17 protein-coding genes and 2 pseudogenes are annotated in these 19,809 nt (G+C 34.9%); 11 read left to right on the forward strand and 8 right to left on the reverse strand.

Going from position 1 to position 19,809, the window contains the following annotated elements; genetic code table 11:
• Positions 1-117 precede the first annotated feature (117 nt).
• From OPR29_RS02720 to OPR29_RS02730, 3 genes are all read left to right on the forward strand, one after another.
• Entirely contained in the window at positions 118-2,208 is a 2,091-nt protein-coding gene (locus OPR29_RS02720; protein ID WP_265025420.1) for a hypothetical protein, read from the forward strand.
• Between the two features lie 99 nt (positions 2,209-2,307).
• On the forward strand, positions 2,308-2,544 hold the full coding sequence (infA, locus tag OPR29_RS02725) for a translation initiation factor IF-1 (protein ID WP_007302820.1): 237 nt from the start codon (positions 2,308-2,310) through the stop codon (positions 2,542-2,544).
• Positions 2,541-3,131, forward strand: coding sequence for a Maf family nucleotide pyrophosphatase (locus OPR29_RS02730; RefSeq protein ID WP_007302819.1), 591 nt, complete (start codon positions 2,541-2,543; stop codon positions 3,129-3,131). Before infA ends, OPR29_RS02730 begins: the two co-directional genes overlap by 4 nt.
• Here the strand turns inward: OPR29_RS02730 and OPR29_RS02735 are convergent.
• A complete protein-coding gene (locus OPR29_RS02735; RefSeq protein ID WP_264685466.1) occupies positions 3,118-5,331 on the reverse strand; it encodes a hypothetical protein in 2,214 nt (737 codons plus the stop codon). The genes OPR29_RS02730 and OPR29_RS02735 overlap by 14 nt on opposite strands.
• Positions 5,332-5,686: 355 nt before the next feature.
• Here OPR29_RS02735 and OPR29_RS02740 point away from each other — a divergent pair, with 355 nt between their 5' ends.
• Positions 5,687-6,643 (forward strand): IS5 family transposase, encoded by a 957-nt coding sequence (locus OPR29_RS02740; protein ID WP_213863789.1) that lies wholly within the window; start codon positions 5,687-5,689, stop codon positions 6,641-6,643.
• 166 nt (positions 6,644-6,809) lie between these two features.
• On the opposite strand, the gene OPR29_RS02745 is transcribed toward OPR29_RS02740, so the two are convergent.
• Entirely contained in the window at positions 6,810-8,147 is a 1,338-nt protein-coding gene (locus OPR29_RS02745; RefSeq protein WP_052264771.1) for an alanine/glycine:cation symporter family protein, read from the reverse strand.
• 132 nt (positions 8,148-8,279) lie between these two features.
• Between OPR29_RS02745 and OPR29_RS02750 the strand changes: the two genes are divergently transcribed.
• On the forward strand, positions 8,280-8,462 hold the full coding sequence (locus OPR29_RS02750; protein ID WP_265025421.1) for a hypothetical protein: 183 nt from the start codon (positions 8,280-8,282) through the stop codon (positions 8,460-8,462).
• 7 nt (positions 8,463-8,469) lie between these two features.
• Positions 8,470-9,246 (forward strand): hypothetical protein, encoded by a 777-nt coding sequence (locus OPR29_RS02755; protein ID WP_265025422.1) that lies wholly within the window; start codon positions 8,470-8,472, stop codon positions 9,244-9,246.
• Between the two features lie 144 nt (positions 9,247-9,390).
• Here the strand turns inward: OPR29_RS02755 and OPR29_RS02760 are convergent, their stop codons facing one another.
• The 3 genes from OPR29_RS02760 to OPR29_RS02770 all read right to left on the reverse strand — a co-directional run bounded on the left by OPR29_RS02760 (position 9,391) and on the right by OPR29_RS02770 (position 12,220).
• A complete protein-coding gene (locus OPR29_RS02760; RefSeq protein WP_265025423.1) occupies positions 9,391-9,894 on the reverse strand; it encodes a protein-disulfide reductase DsbD domain-containing protein in 504 nt (167 codons plus the stop codon).
• Between the two features lie 287 nt (positions 9,895-10,181).
• Positions 10,182-11,840: a chaperonin GroEL gene (gene groL, locus OPR29_RS02765; RefSeq protein WP_007302814.1), complete on the reverse strand. Its 1,659-nt coding sequence runs from the start codon at positions 11,838-11,840 to the stop codon at positions 10,182-10,184.
• Between the two features lie 89 nt (positions 11,841-11,929).
• Positions 11,930-12,220, reverse strand: a complete 291-nt coding sequence (locus tag OPR29_RS02770) for a co-chaperone GroES (RefSeq protein WP_007302813.1) — start codon at positions 12,218-12,220, stop codon at positions 11,930-11,932.
• Between the two features lie 113 nt (positions 12,221-12,333).
• Between OPR29_RS02770 and ygfZ the strand changes: the two genes are divergently transcribed.
• Entirely contained in the window at positions 12,334-13,131 is a 798-nt protein-coding gene (ygfZ, locus tag OPR29_RS02775) for a CAF17-like 4Fe-4S cluster assembly/insertion protein YgfZ (protein WP_265025424.1), read from the forward strand.
• 656 nt (positions 13,132-13,787) lie between these two features.
• Here ygfZ and OPR29_RS02780 read toward each other — a convergent pair.
• Both OPR29_RS02780 and OPR29_RS02785 read right to left on the reverse strand, forming a co-directional pair.
• Positions 13,788-14,453 (reverse strand): annotated as a pseudogene (locus OPR29_RS02780) (IS6 family transposase).
• A 75-nt stretch (positions 14,454-14,528) separates the two neighbouring features.
• Entirely contained in the window at positions 14,529-15,518 is a 990-nt protein-coding gene (locus OPR29_RS02785) for a ribonucleotide-diphosphate reductase subunit beta (RefSeq protein WP_019236348.1), read from the reverse strand.
• A gap of 129 nt (positions 15,519-15,647) precedes the next feature.
• Between OPR29_RS02785 and OPR29_RS02790 the strand changes: the two genes are divergently transcribed.
• A complete protein-coding gene (locus OPR29_RS02790) occupies positions 15,648-15,986 on the forward strand; it encodes an outer membrane protein assembly factor BamE (RefSeq protein WP_007302809.1) in 339 nt (112 codons plus the stop codon).
• 30 nt (positions 15,987-16,016) lie between these two features.
• Here OPR29_RS02790 and OPR29_RS02795 read toward each other — a convergent pair.
• Positions 16,017-16,412 (reverse strand): annotated as a pseudogene (locus OPR29_RS02795) (hypothetical protein); the annotation flags it as partial.
• A 778-nt stretch (positions 16,413-17,190) separates the two neighbouring features.
• Here OPR29_RS02795 and OPR29_RS02800 point away from each other — a divergent pair.
• From OPR29_RS02800 to ltrA, 3 genes are all read left to right on the forward strand, one after another.
• Positions 17,191-18,042, forward strand: coding sequence for a reverse transcriptase domain-containing protein (locus OPR29_RS02800; protein ID WP_264686753.1), 852 nt, complete (start codon positions 17,191-17,193; stop codon positions 18,040-18,042).
• A gap of 318 nt (positions 18,043-18,360) precedes the next feature.
• Positions 18,361-18,501 carry a hypothetical protein gene (locus OPR29_RS02805; protein ID WP_019078704.1) on the forward strand — a complete coding sequence of 47 codons (141 nt, stop codon included), beginning with the start codon at positions 18,361-18,363 and terminating at the stop codon, positions 18,499-18,501.
• A gap of 52 nt (positions 18,502-18,553) precedes the next feature.
• Positions 18,554-19,798, forward strand: coding sequence for a group II intron reverse transcriptase/maturase (ltrA, locus tag OPR29_RS02810; protein WP_265025153.1), 1,245 nt, complete (start codon positions 18,554-18,556; stop codon positions 19,796-19,798).
• Positions 19,799-19,809: the final 11 nt, after the last annotated feature.

The following is a 19,809-nucleotide window of genomic DNA, read 5'->3' on the forward strand; positions in this document are numbered from 1 at the left end:
TGTGACTTCAAGCAATCTATTATGCAAAGTAGCAGCGTAAACGTACAGTGAGCAGTGTGATTTTTCTTAAATACATGTTGATTGTTATAATATAAACATAGTTAAAGGAGGCGTATTATGATTGCAGGTTTGACTAAGGGAGACAAAGCAGTAAGAGCGGAAAAAACAAGTGATCAGCCGAGAGAATTGTCAGTTGCAGAATATGTAGTTAAGTCAATACATGACTTGCAAAAATTGCATAATAGATTATGTTCATCACAGGGCAACAATTGTGTTAATGATAGAGAGAAGTTTGTCCAAGATAGTGATGGGCTTGGTATATTTCAATTTCTCAAAAGCTATATTAATGATGCAGAAAAAAATGAGCCTTTCATTAAGAACCTTACTATAATGAAATTTCTTCGCTCAATTATAGAAGATAGGGAACTGTATAAAAAGTTATGCAGTTTCGATGATTTTCTCGATTGTGAGTTAGAAAATTTGAGAGATAAGATAAGCTTATTAGCGCTTTTGAGAGAAAAGATGGACTTTACTGATATACAAAAAGCTTATGGTAATTGGCGTTTTAGTAATCTAATAGGTGATAATGATTTTAAGCGAATGTATGTGGATGAAGCAGTAAAAGAAAGAGAAAAGCCTGTTAATGAGGACTTTGAGAAAAATATAGGTAAATACATAGAGTTAGTAAAGGAAGGAAAAGAAGTTGCAAGTAGGTATTTTGGAAAATGGAAAGAGGACTTTCAAGTTTACTGTGAAGAAATTGACAATAATAATAAAGTTTTGAATATTAACCTTACTCATTACGACAATAGTGAGCCAACAAAGATTAGTGACGTTTTACAGCAAGAGAAAGATATTAAAGAACTGAATATCTATTGCAATAAAAAACATGAAATACACGCTCATAAAAAAGATAAGAAAAGATATTATGAATTTAAAGAAGGTGCATATTATGAAATGACAAGCACTTGGGCTGCAAAAGATGGATCAGGAATGTGTACCATGATTATGAATGTGAGTAGTGATGGCATAACTGAAGTACTAAAATTTGATGGTGAAGATTTTGTGTCATCGAAGGAGATTCTAGAATTAATAAAGCAAAACGATGAATTATATATTCAAGGTCTCTCCTTATATGATGCTGTAATGGAATCACTAGAAGAGGATAGGGCTACTCCTATTAATTTTTACAATGAATCTATGGTGGCTTATCAAGGTAAGGAACCAGAGGGGAAGTTAGATCATAAAGTTGATGCTGATAATAGCCTTCCTTCTTCTCCTTCTATTAATAGCAATGCATTGGAAGTCAATTTACAGCACACTGAAACTCAACCAGAAGTTGCTTCACAACAAATAACTGATTTACAAAACAGTTTTGGAAAAGAAGAGCGAAAAAACACAGAATTGCAAACTGAACTGGCACAAAAAAATGAAAAGTTAGCAAGTGTGTTAGCAGAGTTACAAGAGAAAGCACAAGAACTTAAAAATGTATGTGAAGCAAAAGGAAAGCTAGAGGGTAAGCTAAAAGATGTTAATACAGAAAAGAAGGAGTTAGAAGACAAATTAAAAGAAGCAGCACACATAATGAAGGAAAAGGAGCAGTATATAAGCAATTTAAAACTTCAAGTGCAAGAGTTGAAAGATGAGCATAAAGCACAACTGGAATCTTATGAACAAGGGATACACAAACTAGCATGGGAAGTTGAAGAGTTAAGAAGCAAACTAGAGTGTGAGAATGAATGGGATGATAAAGTTGTAGAAATAGCTGATGGACTGGGAGAAAAAATTCATGCTGATGAACAAAGAAGCCTAAATAATCAATTTTATACTCCAACAAGAAATATTTTTAATGAGACTAATAATGAGTCTTGTGTTCCACTGGAAGAAAAGATGACGTTACTCGGATCTTCAAGCTCTGATGGCGGATATGGTAGTGATAATGGTTTATCTTCTAACATGAGTTCTATTGAACAAAGAAGCTTCAATCATCAATTTTATACTCTAGCAGGAAACGTTTTTAGTGAGCCTGATAGTGCCTCACAAAAGAAGACAGAGTTATCCAGATCTTCAAGTTTTGATAGTGGACTTGATAGCGATGAGGAAAGTTGTGATAATGATTTATCTTCTAACATAAGTTCTATAAGTTCTGTTGAGAAGGTGGCAGAGAGTAGAAAAGTAGGTAACTTGCTTTCCTCTCGTATTATATAGAGATAAGTTGCAAGAGGAATACTCACAAAAATCTCTTGTATTGATAATAATTTAAAATCTATAGTAGACTGAAAAAGATTATTAAATTATAATACGACAATGATAAAAGAAGACAAATCAAAAACAATTTTTGAAGTGGAAGGGGCAGTAACTGCTTTACTACCTGCAGCAGAATTTAGAGTGAAGCTGGACAATGAACATGAGATTATCTGTCATGTATCAGGAAGAGTGAGAAGAAGTAAAATACGTATTATTATAGGCGATAGAGTGTTAGTTGAGATGAGTATTTATGATAGGAATGCAAGAAAGGGTAGGATAATAAAAAGGCTAAAGTGATAGAACAATCTCTAGATAATCTTATTCTTGCTTCATCATCAGAAAGGCGAGTAGCCTTACTCAAACAAATAAATATTAAGCCAGGTTTGGTTTTGCCAGCAGATATAGATGAATCGCCTTTGAAGAAAGAACTGCCAAAAGATTACTCAATCCGTATGGCAAAAAGTAAAGCCGAGAAAATACAAAGTGCAAATCCAAATTACTTTGTGCTTGGTGTGGATACAGTTGTTGCTTGTGGTAGAAGGATATTGCTCAAAGCTGAAAACGTTGAACAAGCAGAAAAATGCGTTCGCTTGTTATCAGGAAGAAGGCATAGAGTATACACCAGTGTGTGTTTATTAATTCCTGATCAATCTAAACAGCATATTAGGACTGTAGTTACAATAGTGAAATTTAAGCGTCTCAGCGAACAAGAAATTAAATATTATTTAGCATCAGAAGAGTGGAAAAACAGGGCAGGGGGATGCAACATACAAGGCCTTGCGGGAATGTTTGTATTATTTTTACGTGGTTCTTACTCTTCTGTAATAGGGTTACCATTACATGAAACCAATTGCTTGCTAAGTAATTACTTTAACCTATACTAATACCACTGTCCTTTTTTTGTTTTTCTTCAGCAATAAGTTTAGCCCAGATTCTATTTCTATTTGCTAATGCAATTCTATTGCGATCAGGACTATCATTGCATTCTGTTAAAGTATCTTTTCTTTCCTCTTCTACTATTCCAGCTTTCAGTTGTGCTGCATCTTTTTCTAGCAATTTATATAGTTCGCTATTTTTGTCTATAGTCAGATTAGTATTATCATTTTCTTGTTCTGCTACTTTTCTTTCTAATAACTTACGTACAGGGTCATATTTTTTACCTTCTTTTACTTCTTTCAACATACTTTCTGAGAATAAATCTTTAGTAGCCTGGTCTCTCAATCCTTTATTCAATTTTTCCAATGTATCTTTTGGTTCAATGGTTTCTAATTTCCTCTCTAATTGTTCAGGATTTACCTGAAAATTATCGTGGCTAGTGTAAGTTGGAGATGAGTAACCTGAGTCGTTTATTTCTTCCTCCGCTGCATTGTCTTTTAGCAATCCAGCTGCTAATAAATGTTCTTTTGTTTGTTCACTCATTTTCTTTTGATTTACTGGTTTTAGCGGGAATTTCTGAGTTTCTTTATCCAACCTACTGGTAAATTCCGTAAGTAGGGTATAATCTCTTTGTTCAACATTCATTAGGCTCGCTTTTAACTGTCCAGAATTTACTCGAGATTGTTCATGATTAGAGTGAGTTGGAGATGAATAGCCCGAATCGTTTGTTTTTATATCTGTTGAGCTGTATTCTAGCGATTCATTTTCTTGTTCGGTTTCTTTTTGTTCATCGTTTCCTCTTTCTTCGTTTTCCTTAGTGCTAAGATAATCTTTTTCTTGTTTATAATCTGATTGAGGTTTTGAAAGCGTTATATACTCATCTTCGTTATCGCTCCAACCATCTTCGAAGTCAGAAAATTCTTCACCATACTTACTTTCACTACGTAATAACTCATTTTTTGCTTTCCATGCAAGAATCGAAGCTACATCATTTAGTGATTGCTTATTTCCAGTATTGCTTGATTCTTTAGCGTTTTCATACTTAAATGCACCTTTAACTTTTTTGAATGCAACGTCTTGTGCTGCTGCAGTGCTTTCATTAGTTGTAGGATCAAAAATTGCACCTTTTTGCCGATTATTAGATATTTGCTCACTTTCATCTGATCTTCGGCTTCCAGATGCAGTATATCCAAACGTAGTAAATGTAGACTGCCTATCGTTTTGATTTTGGCTTACAGATTTGGTGAAAGCAGTACTGTTTGAATGATCAGAATATGGAGAATTGTAGTTATTTCCACTATTAATCCGTATTGGCTGATACTCACCTTTTTGCTGATTATTAGGTAATGAACTAGTTCTAGTTGGCAGTGACGGTGGAATCTTTTTAGCAGATGCGTTATTAGAATGTGTAGTGCTAGTCGTTGCATGCTTAAACTTAACTTCTTGATCTTGAGTAGCTTGAACGCCAACACCTTTACTAATATCATTTTCTATGAAAGTTTCAGATGATTGTTGATTCTCTTGTTCTTGTCCTTTCTCCTTGAATTGTATTTGATATAGGAATAAGCCACCTATTTTTACATCTGTGTTTGCTTTTAATTGTTCCTCAGTAACACCATTACGTTCAGTGAGATCTACACCATCTTTATCAATCTTGATTTTGATAGTACATTTTTTGCCATTTTTGTCATGCCAATTCAAAGTCATTTCATATGAACCATCGGTTACAACATAATGCCTTATTCTTTTCTCTCCTTCTTCGGCAACAAAACCGTGCATTCCGCTCTTTCCATCACTATGCAGCGTTGAAAATCCCGAAATTCCTTTCTTCTGACAAAAGTCACTATTTAAAAACTCGCTGATTTTAAACTCTTTTTTGTCATCTCCCAGTGTAATACTTGCGTGATCGCCATATATTGAAACTCCTGCGATATCATCAACATACTCTTTTAACCTTGCTTTAACTTCACTTTCAAGCTTTTGTTCGGCTTTCTTTATCTTGTTCTGCTCTGGAAGAATAACTTCATAAGCTTTATTTTTGTCTTCATCTGTCTCCAAATTCCAGACGGAGTGCTTTATTAGAAACTTTACTGCATTAAAACCAACTCTGGAATTATAAATTGGGTCGTCTTCCTTTTTTATTTCATCGAATAAAGTAAAAAATCCTCGAATGAATTCATGATATTGTTGTGTGCTTTGAGTATTCATATTTTCCCTCACTAATAACCCTCTGCCTTTTAGCCTTAGCTAGTACAATTATTACGGGAATTGATTTAGTTTTTATTAAAGAAGTTGTATTGCTAACGTGATGACATGAGCTATTTTATGTTCACATCAAGCAATTTAAGTTGTCATTCCAGTCTGGAATCTAGATTTTTCTAGACTTGATCCTATAGTCAAATTCATAACTACAAACGTTATAATATAAGAGTAATTTTCACCAAAAAGTATGTCATTCTAGTAGCTGACACTGGGATGGCTTTGTTGCACCACTCAAGGAAAGAACAGGCAGTTACTGATGGAATTTGTTATAAAATAGATATTTAGCCGACAAAGGAAAAATATGCCAATAAGAATGAAAGTCAGTAACTGCAATGAATATAACAAATTTCTTCAAGAAAGGGGAAATGTTTTTCATTATATCAACGATGCCATTGAAAATTGGTACGAAAATAGTCCAAAAGTAGCAGGTGGCAACAATGTCTACAGCGACAAAGTAGTGATTCTAATTCACATAATAACCTATCTATTCAGGATTGGTCTTAGGCAAACAGTGGGATTTATAGAGAAATATCTTGAGCAAATAGGGAAAATTTTGCAAATTATCAGCTATTCGCAGGCTTCAAGAAGGTTTAAAAAGCTTAATATCAAAATCAACGACTGCAGAGTTGATAAGAACGATATGGAAGATATTGAAATTGCTATAGATAGTACAGGTATCAGCATCTACAATAATATTCCAGGCCATAGTAAGGCAAATGGTACAGATAGAAAGTATCGCCGCTATGAGCAAACAAGAAAGCTACATGTAATGCTAGAGATAGGTAGTAAAAAAGTTATAGCTGCAAAATACAGTAGTGGAGTTTATTCCGACCACTATGGAGCCTGTGATCTTATTGAAAGAGTGGATACCAAGTATAACATAAGCACGATATATGCAGATAGGGCATATAATCGAAAGAAGTTATACAAACTGTGCGATGAGCTTGACATAAAGACAAGGATTCCTCCGCAAAATAATGCAGTAGAGCATCCAAAGTTGGATTATATGAATGAGAGAAATTCTACAATCAAGCTCATAAAGTCATATGATGAAGATGGTATGAAGAGGTGGAAAAAAGAGATAAATTATTGGAAGAGATCTTATATAGAAAGTTTTTTCTCGCGACTGAAGCAAATATTTGGATTTAGTTTTAGGAATAAATCTGAGATTAATCGTGAGAAGGAACTGCTACTCAAGTGTTATTTGCTTAACAAATTTACTGAAATAGGCATGGCTAAGTTTGATATAGCTTCATGAATTTATTATACATTACCCACTATCCGAAGAGCTGTGCAACAAAGCCCACTGGGATCCAGTCGCACTCAGTTAGTGAGCATAAAAGTATTATGTTAAAACATAAAATTTTTGATGAAGTTCATGAAAGGCTGGATTCCAGACTGGGATGACAACTTAAAATATTGCTTTAGCTCTGTTTTTGCAACTTCAGGTATTTGCTACTCATAGTAAATACTTCTGGATCTTGAGAAGTGAGCTTGAGTATAGCAAGTATGTTTATGAGTAGCAAAGCAGCAATTGAAATATCAGCGATATCCCAGAGTAACTTAACTCCACCGATTGCACCAAATGGAATGATTAAGGTAAAAACTACAGTCCAGATTTTAGTGTATTTATTATCCATAGATACATAGCGTATTGTTTGTTTTGAACAAAAAAACCAAGTAAAGATAGTAGTAAAGGCAAAACAAAACATTATAGCCATAATTAAATAGTCAGTATAGGGCCAATTCATAGCTTTTCTAAAAGCAAAAATGCACATGTTAGTGCTCTCTAAATCAGTAATCCAAGAATCTGTGACAAGCAGTACCATTGCTGTAATGAACACTATGAGTGCAACTATAAAAGGAGATATTATTGTGATTAGACTCTGTTCAATGATAAATTTATTGTTATTTTTTTTAGGAGTAATCGAGGAGTGTACAATTCCTTCGAGGCCAAGTCCTATATCTGTTGCAAAAATACCTCGCAGAGTTCCTACTTGAATAATAGTCAACATTTCTAAAATTAAACCTAAAGATAAGCCAGAGTTAAAGCTACTAGTTGTAAAAAAATTGCTTGTTATTAGTTTTAGAGAAGGAAGAATATTTTCACTAAACTTAAATAATATGATACCGCAAAGTGTGAGGTAACTTACCGTCATTATCGGTATCATAGCCGATATAAAAATTTTAATTTTTTTTAAGCTGAGAGCTGCAACAACAAAAAATATTATGGCCATTACAATGCCGCCAATGACTACAGGTATATCTACCATGCTGAGTGGTATTGATAGAGAATTTACCTGAACAAGGTTACCAACTGTTATTGAAACCATCATCATAATAACTAGAAACACAACTGTAGCTTTTCTAGAATTAAATGCATCAGTCATGTAGGCTACAGGTCCACCTATAAACCGTCCATTTTTTTCTTTTCTGGTTTTTATACTTAGGTAACAAGTAACATATTTTATCACAGAAGTAACAACAATAATTATTGCCATCCATAAAATGGATCCTGGTCCTCCGGTTTTTAGAGCAACAGCAGTGCCTGAAACGTTTCCTACTCCTAAATTTCCTCCTAAGATTGTAAACAGGGCGGCTATAGAAGAAAATTTATTTTCTCCTCTTTTAGCTCCAATAAGTGAAACGGCATACGGTAGTCTAAACACCTGTAACCATTTTAGTTTAACCGATAGGTAAACACCAGCAACTAGTATGAGTAGTATTGTTGGCAGTAAGAAAACAAACTTTACTGTATCCATCTGTAAAAGAGAGATTTTTACTTGAGTATATAGCAAAAGTTGAAAATACCCAACCTATTTTCTATGTATGACTTCGGTTTCATTATTCTAGCACCTCTTAATCTTGTCATACCAATCACAACTGATTGTAATATGGTACAATGTTCATACAATGTCATTCCAGTGCTTAACACTGGAATATTGTGTTTTTACATAAGGTTAGCTGCTTTTATACTTATCAACTTAGTGTCTAATCTGGATGCCAGAGGGCTTTGTTGCATAGCAGGAGAAAAACTAGCGATTACTGACAAAATTCATTATAAAATAGCCATTTAACCGCTTAGTGACTATCGATTCTGAAGAGAAGAACGAAGAAGTTAGTATTGATGATGATGAAAAGTGGTTTAAACACTTTTCTACTGTACTTTCCAATGAAGAAGGACAGGAAAAGTATAGATATGAGGTTAATGGCAGGTATGAATATAAACATGCCAATAAGTACGATAGCAAAAATGTCGTAGGTGCAATTGCTCAGAAAATTGCAAAAGATGTAAAGGAAAGTATAAAAGATAATACTTTAGAATATATAGGAATTAAAGAAAGTAGAAAGAAAGGTAAGATTAAGCCTGCACTCAGAATTATGCTTGGCGATCCTACAAAATCAATAAATGTGGTTGATGTTTTAAATAGTGATATATGCAGAAAATATGGTGTAGATGGAATTACATTATTGCTGCCTAGTAAAAGCAAATGTGAAACAAGGGGAATACGCTGCAGAGTTGATGAGAATGGAACAAGAATTTATGAAGTAGCTAACGGCTCATATTATATGACTTTAAATTGGTATGCTGAAGGAGAAGAGTGTGAAATGAAAATTATCATTAGTGATAATGGTGCTGTAGAGTTTATTGAAAGCAATGGTGTCACTTGGGAGCAATTAGCTGCAAATAAAGAAGTAAAAGTAGGAAGACAATATGAAGCGAAGCCTTTATATGAAGCATTGTCATATTTAAAGCGAGAAGGCTCTGAAGTAATAAAAGGATTTTATCCTTCAACAAGTGTGGAAAGCATACAAATCACTACAGGAGTTAATAAGCAAGCAGCTCTTTCAAAGTTATAATTTTCGTTATTGATTGAAATGAAGCCTTTTGGGGACCAAAAGGCTTCATGATCGAAATTTTTGGAAAGATCTTTATTGGAAAATTCAGGGACAGGAATAACATTTTTAAGCTATCGTATAACTATCACTTGCTCGCTGGGAGCTCTATTTTTCATACCACTCATTTATGAGTTTATTGATATCGGAATCCATAAAATCCTTTAGTGGTTGACTGGTTTTTATCTCGGCATTTTCAGGGATACACCTATCTTTACATATTGCGTACTTTATATGAAAGTTAATATCAACGTATTCCTGATTTGGAATGATATTAGTTTTAAAGGGAAATAACACCATATCTTCATATATGTTACTAACAAATGTAACTTCCCCAACTTTATCTTCATGTTCCTTGGGAGTAGACCAATGAATATCTATATTTGATATGTTACCCTGACAGTCAAAGGAAGTAGGAAGGCCGAAATCTCCAGGGTCTTTGTAATATATATGCCAACCTGGTTTTATTGTAACCTTTATTGCGCCTTCAATGGTAAGGTTTGCTTTATTTACCTTACCAATGAGCAGATCAAATTTTGCAACTTCTTCTTCAGCGCACAATTGAGTGCAAGAAAAAAGTAAAAGTAGGATTGAGTATATACGTATTTTCATAAATACTCTATTTATGAAGAAAATAATTTAAGTTCTATCTATTATAATAAAAATATTATATAAATCATTTATTAATATAATATTATACTAATAGTAATATACTAGCAATTATAACTTTCATATATTATTTTTTTATTTTTAAGCAGTTATAATATTAAAGAGACGTAACAAATATAAATAGTAGTGGCTTTGCATAGAAAATCACAAATTTATTTCCTTTATAAATGTAAGACTTTTTAGAACTAGAAAGATACCTTGGAGCAAGTTGCTCCAAGGCTCTTGTTTACTTAGAATCCACCCATTCCGCCCATTGCTCCTGCACCCATAGGTGATGAAGCATTTTCTTCTTTGTTTGGTAGATCAACTATCATAGATTCAGTAGTAATAAGTGCGCTTGCTACAGACACTGCCGTTTCAAAAGCAATACGAACTACTTTTGCCGGATCAATTACACCAGCTGTTGATGCATTAGCGTAGTTCATAGCCTCAACGTTGTATATAAGCTCTTTATCATTCTGCTTAATCAAATAGTCAATTATAACAGCAGATTCAAGACCAGCATTTTTAACCAATCTTTTGATTGGAGCACTGAGAACTTTTTTGACAATGTTGATACCTATTTGCTCTTCATCGCTTGAAGCTTTTAGCTTATCAAGAGCAGATGCAGCGTAAAGAAGTGCAACTCCTCCACCTGGAACTATCCCTTCTTCAATTGCAGCTCTTGTTGCATGAAGTGCATCTTCTACTCTATCTCTACGTTCTTTTACCTCTACTTCAGTTGCTCCACCAACTTTGAGTACAGCAACGCCGCCTGATAATTTTGCTAAACGCTCTCTTAGCTTTTCTTTGTCATAATCAGAGGTTGAAGTTTCAATCTGAGATTTAATCTGGTTAATTCTAGCATTTACTCTGTTTTGTTTGTCACAGTCGCTGTCTTCACTAACAATTGTGGTATTGTCTTTAGTGATTTTAACATTTTTAGCAGTACCAAGATCTTCAAGAGTCAAATCTTCCATCTTGATTCCAAGCTCATCTTTTATGACATACTTAGCACCTGTTAAAGCTGCTATATCTTCGAGCATCTCCTTTCTCCTATCACCAAAACCTGGAGCTTTTACTGCAGCAACTTTTAGACCACGTAATTTGTTGATCACTAAAGTGCTTAATGCTTCACCTTCAACATCTTCTGCAATGATAAACAAAGGTTTACCAGACTTAAAAATAGCCTCAAGAATAGGAAGTAAAGGTTGAATAATATTAAGTTTTTTTTCTGTAATCAGCAAATATGGATCATCAAGCTCCACGCTCATCTTTTCATTATTTGTAACAAAGTATGGAGAGAGATAACCACGGTCAAACTGCATACCAGTTGTAAGTTCAACTTCTAATTCTTTTGAACCCTTACTCTCTTCAACAGTGATGACGCCTTCTTTTCCAACCTTTTTAACAGCATCAGCAATGCTATTACCAATATCTTTATCACCATTTGCAGAAATTATTGCAACTTGTGCAACTTCATCCATTTTCTCTAAAGAAATTGTGCGAGACATTGATGTAATTTCCTTTAATATCACATCTTTTGCCTTCTGTATTCCATTTTTGATACAAATACGATCATTTCCAGCTGCAATTGACTTTGAAGCTTCCATTATCATATTGCTAGTCAGTATTGAGCATGTTGTGGTACCATCACCAACTTTGTCATTACACTGAGAAGCACTTTGAGCAATGGTGCTTACTATCGCAGAGTGTAATGGTTTTTCAGGCTTTATACCTTTCATTACCTTATAGCCATCCTTTGTGACCTCTGGTCCACCATATGGCTTGCTAATTCCTATTGTATTTCCCCTAGGCCCTGCAGTTGCTCCCACCGTTGAGTCAACCATTGCTGCAACTTCACGAAAGGCTTCTTGCAACTGTTCGCCTGATACTACTATGTTAGCCATTTTTATCACTCCTTAAATTAATAAAAAATTTAGAATATTAAAATACATAATGCACTATATAGCGCATTAGTTTAGTAAAATAGGGATACCTACTTGATAACAGCAAGTAGGTCTGACTCCTTCATCACGACATACTTTTCATTATCATGTTCTACTTCTGTTCCAGCCCACTGCCTGTAGAAAACCTTATCACCAGTTTTTACAGTTAAAGCTATGCGCTCTCCGCTTGAGTTGCGTGAACCACTACCAATTGCTATAACTTCACCTTTAGTAGGCTTCTTTTCAGCACTTGATGGTAGTACAATTCCACCTTGTTTTTCTTCAGTAATAGGCTTTATTAGCACATTATCATCTAATACATTCAAATTTACACTTGACATTTATGTTTCCTCATTAATAGATTAACCTACAATTCTATGTAGTCATCTAAAGGTTACATTTCAAGGGCTGGAGTTAGTAAAAGTGTATAATTTAAGGTTTGAACAGAAGTTTTATGGGTTACATACCGCTAGCAAACCGTAGTGTAATATCTTTATACGGACCAGATACGAGAGATTTTCTTCAGGGTATTATAACAAATGACATTAATAAACTAAGTAGCCAGCAGGCAATTTACTCTTTATTACTCAACCCTCAGGGAAAATATCTGTACGATTTTTTTCTCATTGAATATGGTGGATATATTTTCTTAGAGTGCGAAAATGTGCACTTACAGCAAATTATCGAGAAACTAGATTTACTTAAAACTTATTTGAGAGTGAAAATTAAAGACATTAGTGCACTATATAAGGTTGGAGTTTTGTTTGATGCTAAGTTGGCGAAGTGTAGTAGTAAGTCACAAGTTATTTTTCAAGATCCAAGGCACAAGCTGCTAGGAATGAGGATCATACATGAAGATGAAATAAAAGAACCGGTTGGAGATTTTATTCAGTATGAAAAAGTTAGAATTAAAAACCTTGTCCCAGATGGAGCAAAAGATATGGTGCAAAATTCATCATTTCCGCTGCAATATTTAATCGATAAGATAAATGGTATAAGCTTTAATAAAGGGTGCTATATAGGTCAGGAAGTTGTAAATCGAATGAGCAGACAAGAAAAATTCAGAAGGAAACTTTACCTTGTTGAGGGAAAAAATGCACTTCCAAATATTGGCACTAAAGTAATCAGTGAACATAATGAAGAAGTAGGAGAACTACGCTCTAGTGTCGACAATATTGGACTTGCATTGCTTAATACTGGAAAAAGCCACGCAAATTTATATGTCGGTGGAGTTAGCATTAAGACGTTATAAAATATCTATTCGGGTAAAAGCCCCTTTTTCTTGTTTAAGTTATTCACAGAATTGTTAATAACTAAGTTGATAACCTAGTAGAGTATATAATTTTACATTTCTGAGTACTTTGGAGATTTATAATAAATATGATCTCCAAATACTAATATATATATAATTGAAAGCAAAAGAACTGTGGATAACTCTAAAAAGTTATATTTATTTTAATATTTTTAAAAAAAAAGAAACAACCATTAAGGGAGCTAAGCTAATACAATCATATAAAAGATTACATATTTGGTTATAGTTTTAATATTTTTCTAACAAAAGCCAATAAGGGGGTAGTCTTGGAAAATTTTTCCTAAAAGATAAAATTTTTAAGTGCTTTTGAAGTGATACTTTAGGTATTTTTAAAGTAATACTTTTAAAGTATCAATTGAACATTTTTGAGCATTAATCTGGAGGTTCAACAGGCACTTTTTTATGCTGTTTGAGAAGAGCAAAAATTGCATTTTCTCTTGCTGAAAGCTTGTGTTTCTTATATTTTCCATAATACACATTATGTAATTTTTAATACTAACAAAAACATTTCCCAAATTTTTACACAGCAACCTATCTGGTTCTGTTGCATCTATAAACCATAGAAAAGAAGATCATTAAAGCTGGGATTATAGGAGTTATAGAGCCATTAACATAGCAAAATTCTCAAAAGTAGAAACATTGTCATTAGCTCCGATAATTTGTTTTTTCTGAATCATGCGAATATTTTCTATACCTGTAATAGTAATCTTTGCGGAATGAAAATTTTTAAAACTAAGCATAGGCTTTATTCGCTTCTTGATAAACCTCTCAACAATATTATTTAGATATTTTATTTGAAGAACTGTGATTCTATAATCTTCAGAAATTTCTGCATTCAAATCATCAAGAGCAGCAGTATTACTGCCGCTTTTATCAATGACAATTTTCTCAGGAAGATAGTTACTCCTGAAGGCTTTACGAAAGAATGCAAGTGCTGCAGACTTGTCTCTACTAACACACAAGAGGAAGTCTACAGTATTACCAATAGTGCTCTATATAAATAAACCCATTTACCGTTTAATTTAATGTAGGTCTCTCCAACTACTACCAACCTGCTTCTTTCTTTTCCTTACTGCCTAATCTATCAGTGGTGATAACCCACTTTGTAACGTAGCATGGTCAATTTTTGCTCCCCTTATACTCATAATTTCTTCCAAATCTCGATAGCTCAAAGAGAATCGACATTTCATGTATACAGATAACATCGCTGAAAAGCTAAATCCTTTGAAGGATGGCAATAATTTTTGATTGATACGAAACATCTTTGCTTTATTTTTAGACAATTATATCATTCTTTTTTCTACTTCCCTACAAATGCGACAGAACCGAAGTTACTGCTATTCACTTTTTGTATCGTTTTTAGCAAAAGCTTCCTCCCAAGTGCCTTGAGTTGCTGCACGGCTATACTCTGTTACTCTATTTTCAAAGAAATTTGTATGTTCCACGCCATTTAGTATTTCATCAAGCCACGGAATAGGGTTATCTTTAACATTATATATAGATTTAAGACCTAATTGCGTTAACCTTCTGTTTGCTATGTAACGTATATAATTGCGCACTTCCTCTGCAGATAGCCCTTCAACATCTCCTAAATCAAAAGCAAGACTTATAAATTCATCTTCAAGTTCAACAATAGTGTGACATGCAGAATATAATTCTTCTTTGAACTCGTCATTCCAAATTTCATTATTCTCTTTAATAAACGTATTGAACAAATTGATAATTGAATTGGTGTGCAAGGTTTCGTCACGTGCTGACCAAGCAATTATTTGCCCCATACCTTTCATTTTTCCAAACCGTTGAAAATTGAGCAAAATTGCAAATGATGCAAATAACTGCAATCCTTCAGTGAAGGCACCAAATACTGCTAAAGTTTTAGCAACATGTTTTTTATCTTGCTTTTTACTTTCCTCAAATTCTAACATATATTCATACTTCTTTCTCATAGCATCATATTTTAAGAATGCTTGATATTCACTTTCTGGCATGCCAATCGTATCTAGAAGGTATGAATAGGCTGCAATGTGTATAGTCTCCATATTGGAAAAGCTTGCAAGCATCATACATATTTCTGTTGGCTTAAATATATTTGAATAATGCCTCATATAGCAGTTATTTACTTCAATATCTGCTTGAGTAAAAAACCTAAAAATCTGGGTCAATAAATTTTTCTCTACATTCGAAAGTTTAGTTTTCCAATCTTTCACATCATCAGCAAGCGGAACTTCTTCAGGTATCCAGTGTATCCTTTGTTGCTGCAACCATGCATCATATGCCCAAGGATAATTAAAAGGCTTGTATATTGGATCTGCTTCTAGCAATGACATAAGGTACCTAATTATTTTGAAGTAAATATTATATTAAATGATATTGAGAATCAGTCAATTTAACTTTTTTGAAATTTGACGACAGATAGTTTATCAGTGTATTATGATTTCAAATAATTAATTGACGAAATGCGAGTATTAATATCTTTTATTTTATTATTTACAGTGAGCTGCACTCACACTATTCACAATCACGGAGTTCCTGGCATTAATATTGAACTGTGGAGCAAAATACAAGTAGGTGATGATAGAGAAAAAGTGGTTCATACTTTAGGATCGCCAACACTAGTATCAAAGTTCGACGAAAATGTTTGGTACTATGTCTCATATAAAATTAAACAAGCTAACTTCTTGGGAAAAAGGAAGTACAGTAGTAAGTCTCTGCAAATTTCGTTTAATCAGAATGACGAAGTTACAGATATAAGAGAAATCAACGTTGCAGAAAGGTCTTTAGCTGTTGTTGATTGAAAATTTGCTGATCTATTTTTCATCACAAGTATCAGCACTTTGAGCTATTTCATTGTTAGAGTGGGGATAATCATCCGGATGATGCCCCTCATCACCGTAGTCCATACCCATTCCTTCTGATGGCATATCTTCTCCACCTCCACCTGAAAAATATTCAGCAAGACTTTCAAGAAATTTTATGCCAAACATATTACCTGATTTCCCAAATAACGTTACTAGACTGCTACCACTGACCAAACCTTCAAACACATTATTATAAGCAGCAATTGCTCCTTCATGAAAGTTGAACATCCACTTCATTCCATCCACAATTGTTGCAACAGAGTCACTATGACCAAGACCGAAACCACTTTTCTCACTAGCGGCTTCCTGGTGTTGCTGCTGTGCCTGCCATTCTGCAATATTTGGACCTTGTGCTTCACTCATAAACTTTTATTCTAAGCCTTAAGCTATTATTTTACCAAAAACACTGTAAAATATCAATTGTTTAAGAGAGGTTATCATAAAAATATCTAACACTAAGCTATTTTTATGATTCTGATTACTCTATACCAAAACATCGATGATGTGGTGCGACCTGAAAGTCTTCGGTCATATTGTTTAAAAGGAGAGGAATTCATTCAGAAAGAAACTGAAAGGATTCTAAAACTTATTAAACCAGATGTTTTGCCGTCTGAGTCTACGCATCAGTGCGAATCGGGCAACCGGTTGGTGCCAAGCGATGCGGACAATGAACCTCCTCTTGAAAAAGAAGATGCTCAATCGTGAGAGGGGCATAAACTGCAAGCATCATGTGGTTGGAGGGCTAGGCTAGTGGTATGGTGAACGTAAGTGAAGCTTTATAAGTACCGATACGATGAAAGAGCTAAAGATGCTGATAAGCTCTGACCAAAAGGTAATGTGGATAAGTTACATTTTTTCATTTCTAGATGTACGCAAATAATAACTCCACCGGTATAGAGAAGCCACCTAACCCACTATTGTATGACTGGAGAAACAGGGTAAGCCTGTATTTTCGCCTACATGGCAAGCAAACCGCAAGGAATGCTGATGGAAGTGCAGGTAAAGGAGAATGGAGAAAGCGAATGCCATTTTGTAACGAAATGGATAGAATTTGTAACATTAATTCGCGTGAAAACGAGCAGACTTCCGTTTGGTCCCTCGTGACAAGAAACTTTGTTAACCACTTAAGGTAGGAAAGCAGATGATTACAAGTAAACCTGTAAGTGCATCTACCAAAAGCTTTGAAGCATGGAAGCAGTTGCCATGGAAGAAATGCCAGAAAGTTATTGTGAGGCTACAAAGACGTATTGTTAAGGCTGTCCAAGAAGGAAGATGGGGTAAGGTAAAAACTTTACAACATCTTCTCACACGCTCTTTTAGCGGAAAAGCTTTGGCTGTTAAGAGAGTAACTGAAAACCAAGGAAAAAACACAGCGGGTGTAGATCGTCAACTATGGTCAACTTGCAATGCTAAATTTCAAGGAATAAAGCAGTTAAAGCAAAGAGGATATAAACCTTCTCCGCTAAAACGGATTTATATCAGTAAATCTAATGGCAAAAGAAGACCTCTTGGAATACCCACGATAAAAGATAGAGCCATGCAAGCATTATATCTGTTTGCTCTGGAACCGATAGCTGAAACGATCAGTGATCGTCACTCCTATGGCTTTAGACCTAAAAGATCCTGTGCAGATGCTACAGTAGCTTGTCATTTGTTACTGGCAAGTCGTAATCAACTACAATGGATACTTGAAGGTGATATCAAAGGATGCTTTGACAACATTAATCATGAATGGCTTATGAAGCATATTCCTATGGAGAAAAAAATTCTGCATAGTTGGTTAAAAGCTGGCTTCCTAGAATCAAAAACTCTGTATCCCACAACTGCAGGTACCCCGCAAGGTGGTATAATTTCTCCAATACTAGCCAATTTAGCCTTAAACGGACTTGAAAAGTTATTGGAAAGTCGATTTGGTAAACTCGGCAGTAGAAAAAGAAACAAAATCAGAAGTGGAGTGAATGTAATCAGATACGCAGACGACTGTGCGCCGTAGAAACACGGAAAGTGTTGAAGCTGTGCAGTAGATGAGGGAGGGCCCCTCGGAGCCGGTTTGCAAGAGCAGGCTTCAAACAGCCATAAGCTGCTTTGGTAAAGAGCTAAGGTAGTGAGCGTTATGGAAAAGGCACAATTATGTGTCATGTATGAAATAGAGAGACGAACGCAAGTGAACCACTGATGAAGTGTCGAAAGCGTAGAGACGACGTCAAAACCAGGGGGTAGTCGTTAACCTGGGATGAATCTACTGGGAGCTTGTTTACTGGGTAGGTGGCGTCCGGCATAAAAGTGGCGTGAATCTATTTTAGGCTATTGCATGGAACTACGGGAACCTGTCGTTTCGATGAAAAGGGAGAAGTCCAAAGAGCTGATCTCTGAGGATGAGAGTACCGATGCGAAAAACAGGGGCGGATTAGCTCGTAGTAGCGAAGAAGTTTCTGTAATGGAAATGGAGTGAAGGGGCTAAGTTATTTAGTTTTAATTATTTATCAACCGAAAGGGAGGAGTTAATGAATAAAACAAAGTCTTTTGATATACCGAAGCAACTTATTTGGAGAGCTTATAAACAAGTATCGAAAAATAAAGGTGCAGCAGGTGTAGATGAGGTCTCGATAACAAAGTTTGAAGAAAATCTAAAGGATAATCTATACAAATTATGGAATCGGATGTCATCCGGAAGTTATTTTCCAGAGCCGGTAAAAGCTGTTGCGATACCAAAAGATACAGGAGGGCAAAGAATTTTATGTGTGCCTTCAGTATTCGACAGAATAGCGCAAACAGCAGCTACAATGTATCTTGAGCCGTTAGTAGAACCGAAATTTCACGAAGATTCATATGGTTATAGACCAAATAAGTCTGCGCTGGATGCGGTATACACAGCACAGAAGAGATGTTGGAAAAATGATTGGACGGTAGATCTTGATATATCTGGATTTTTCGACAATCTGGACCACGATTTAGCACTGCAGGCTATCAAGAAACACACAGACTGCAAATGGGTCATACTGTATGTTGAGAGGTGGATGAAAGCCCCCATTCAGCAAGCAGATGGCAGTAGGGTAACAAGGGATAAAGGAGTTCCGCAAGGAGGTTCAATAAGCCCAATCATTTCAAGCATATTTATGCACCATGCGTTTGATATGTGGATGAAACAAAATTATCCAACAGTACCATTTGAAAGATATGTAGATGATGCGATAGTGCACTGCAGAACTAAAAGACAGGCAGGATTTATGAAAGTAATGATTGAAGAAAGATTGGCTAAGTGTAAATTGAAGTTACATCCTGAAAAGACACAGATTGTGTACAGTAAGGATGATGATAGAAAAGAACAATTTCCTAAACAAAGCTTTGATTTTCTAGGTTATACTTTTAGACCTAGAGTAGCAAAGAATAAGATGAGGAATTATTTCATCTCATTTCTACCTGCAATTAGTAACAAAGCCAAGAAGAAGATCAAGAAAACCATAAAGTCATGGAGAATACATCGGATTACATGGACCACACTAGAGGAAATATCGAAGAAGATAGATCCAATAGTCAGAGGCTGGTTTCAGTACTATGGCAGGTTTTATAAATCAGAGATGTATCCATCTCTTAGAAATATAGAGAGATACCTCATAAGATGGGTCAGGACAAAATATAAGAAACTTCGTGATCACGGAAGACTAGCAAAGCAATTTCTAGGAAAAGTGAGAAAGAGGTCTCCAAGTATTTTCTATCATTGGACACTTGGGTTAGGATCAAAAGGCTAAATAATGGGAGC

Source organism: Wolbachia endosymbiont (group B) of Pammene fasciana, assembly GCF_947251495.1.
In the GTDB taxonomy this organism is placed as follows: domain Bacteria; phylum Pseudomonadota; class Alphaproteobacteria; order Rickettsiales; family Anaplasmataceae; genus Wolbachia.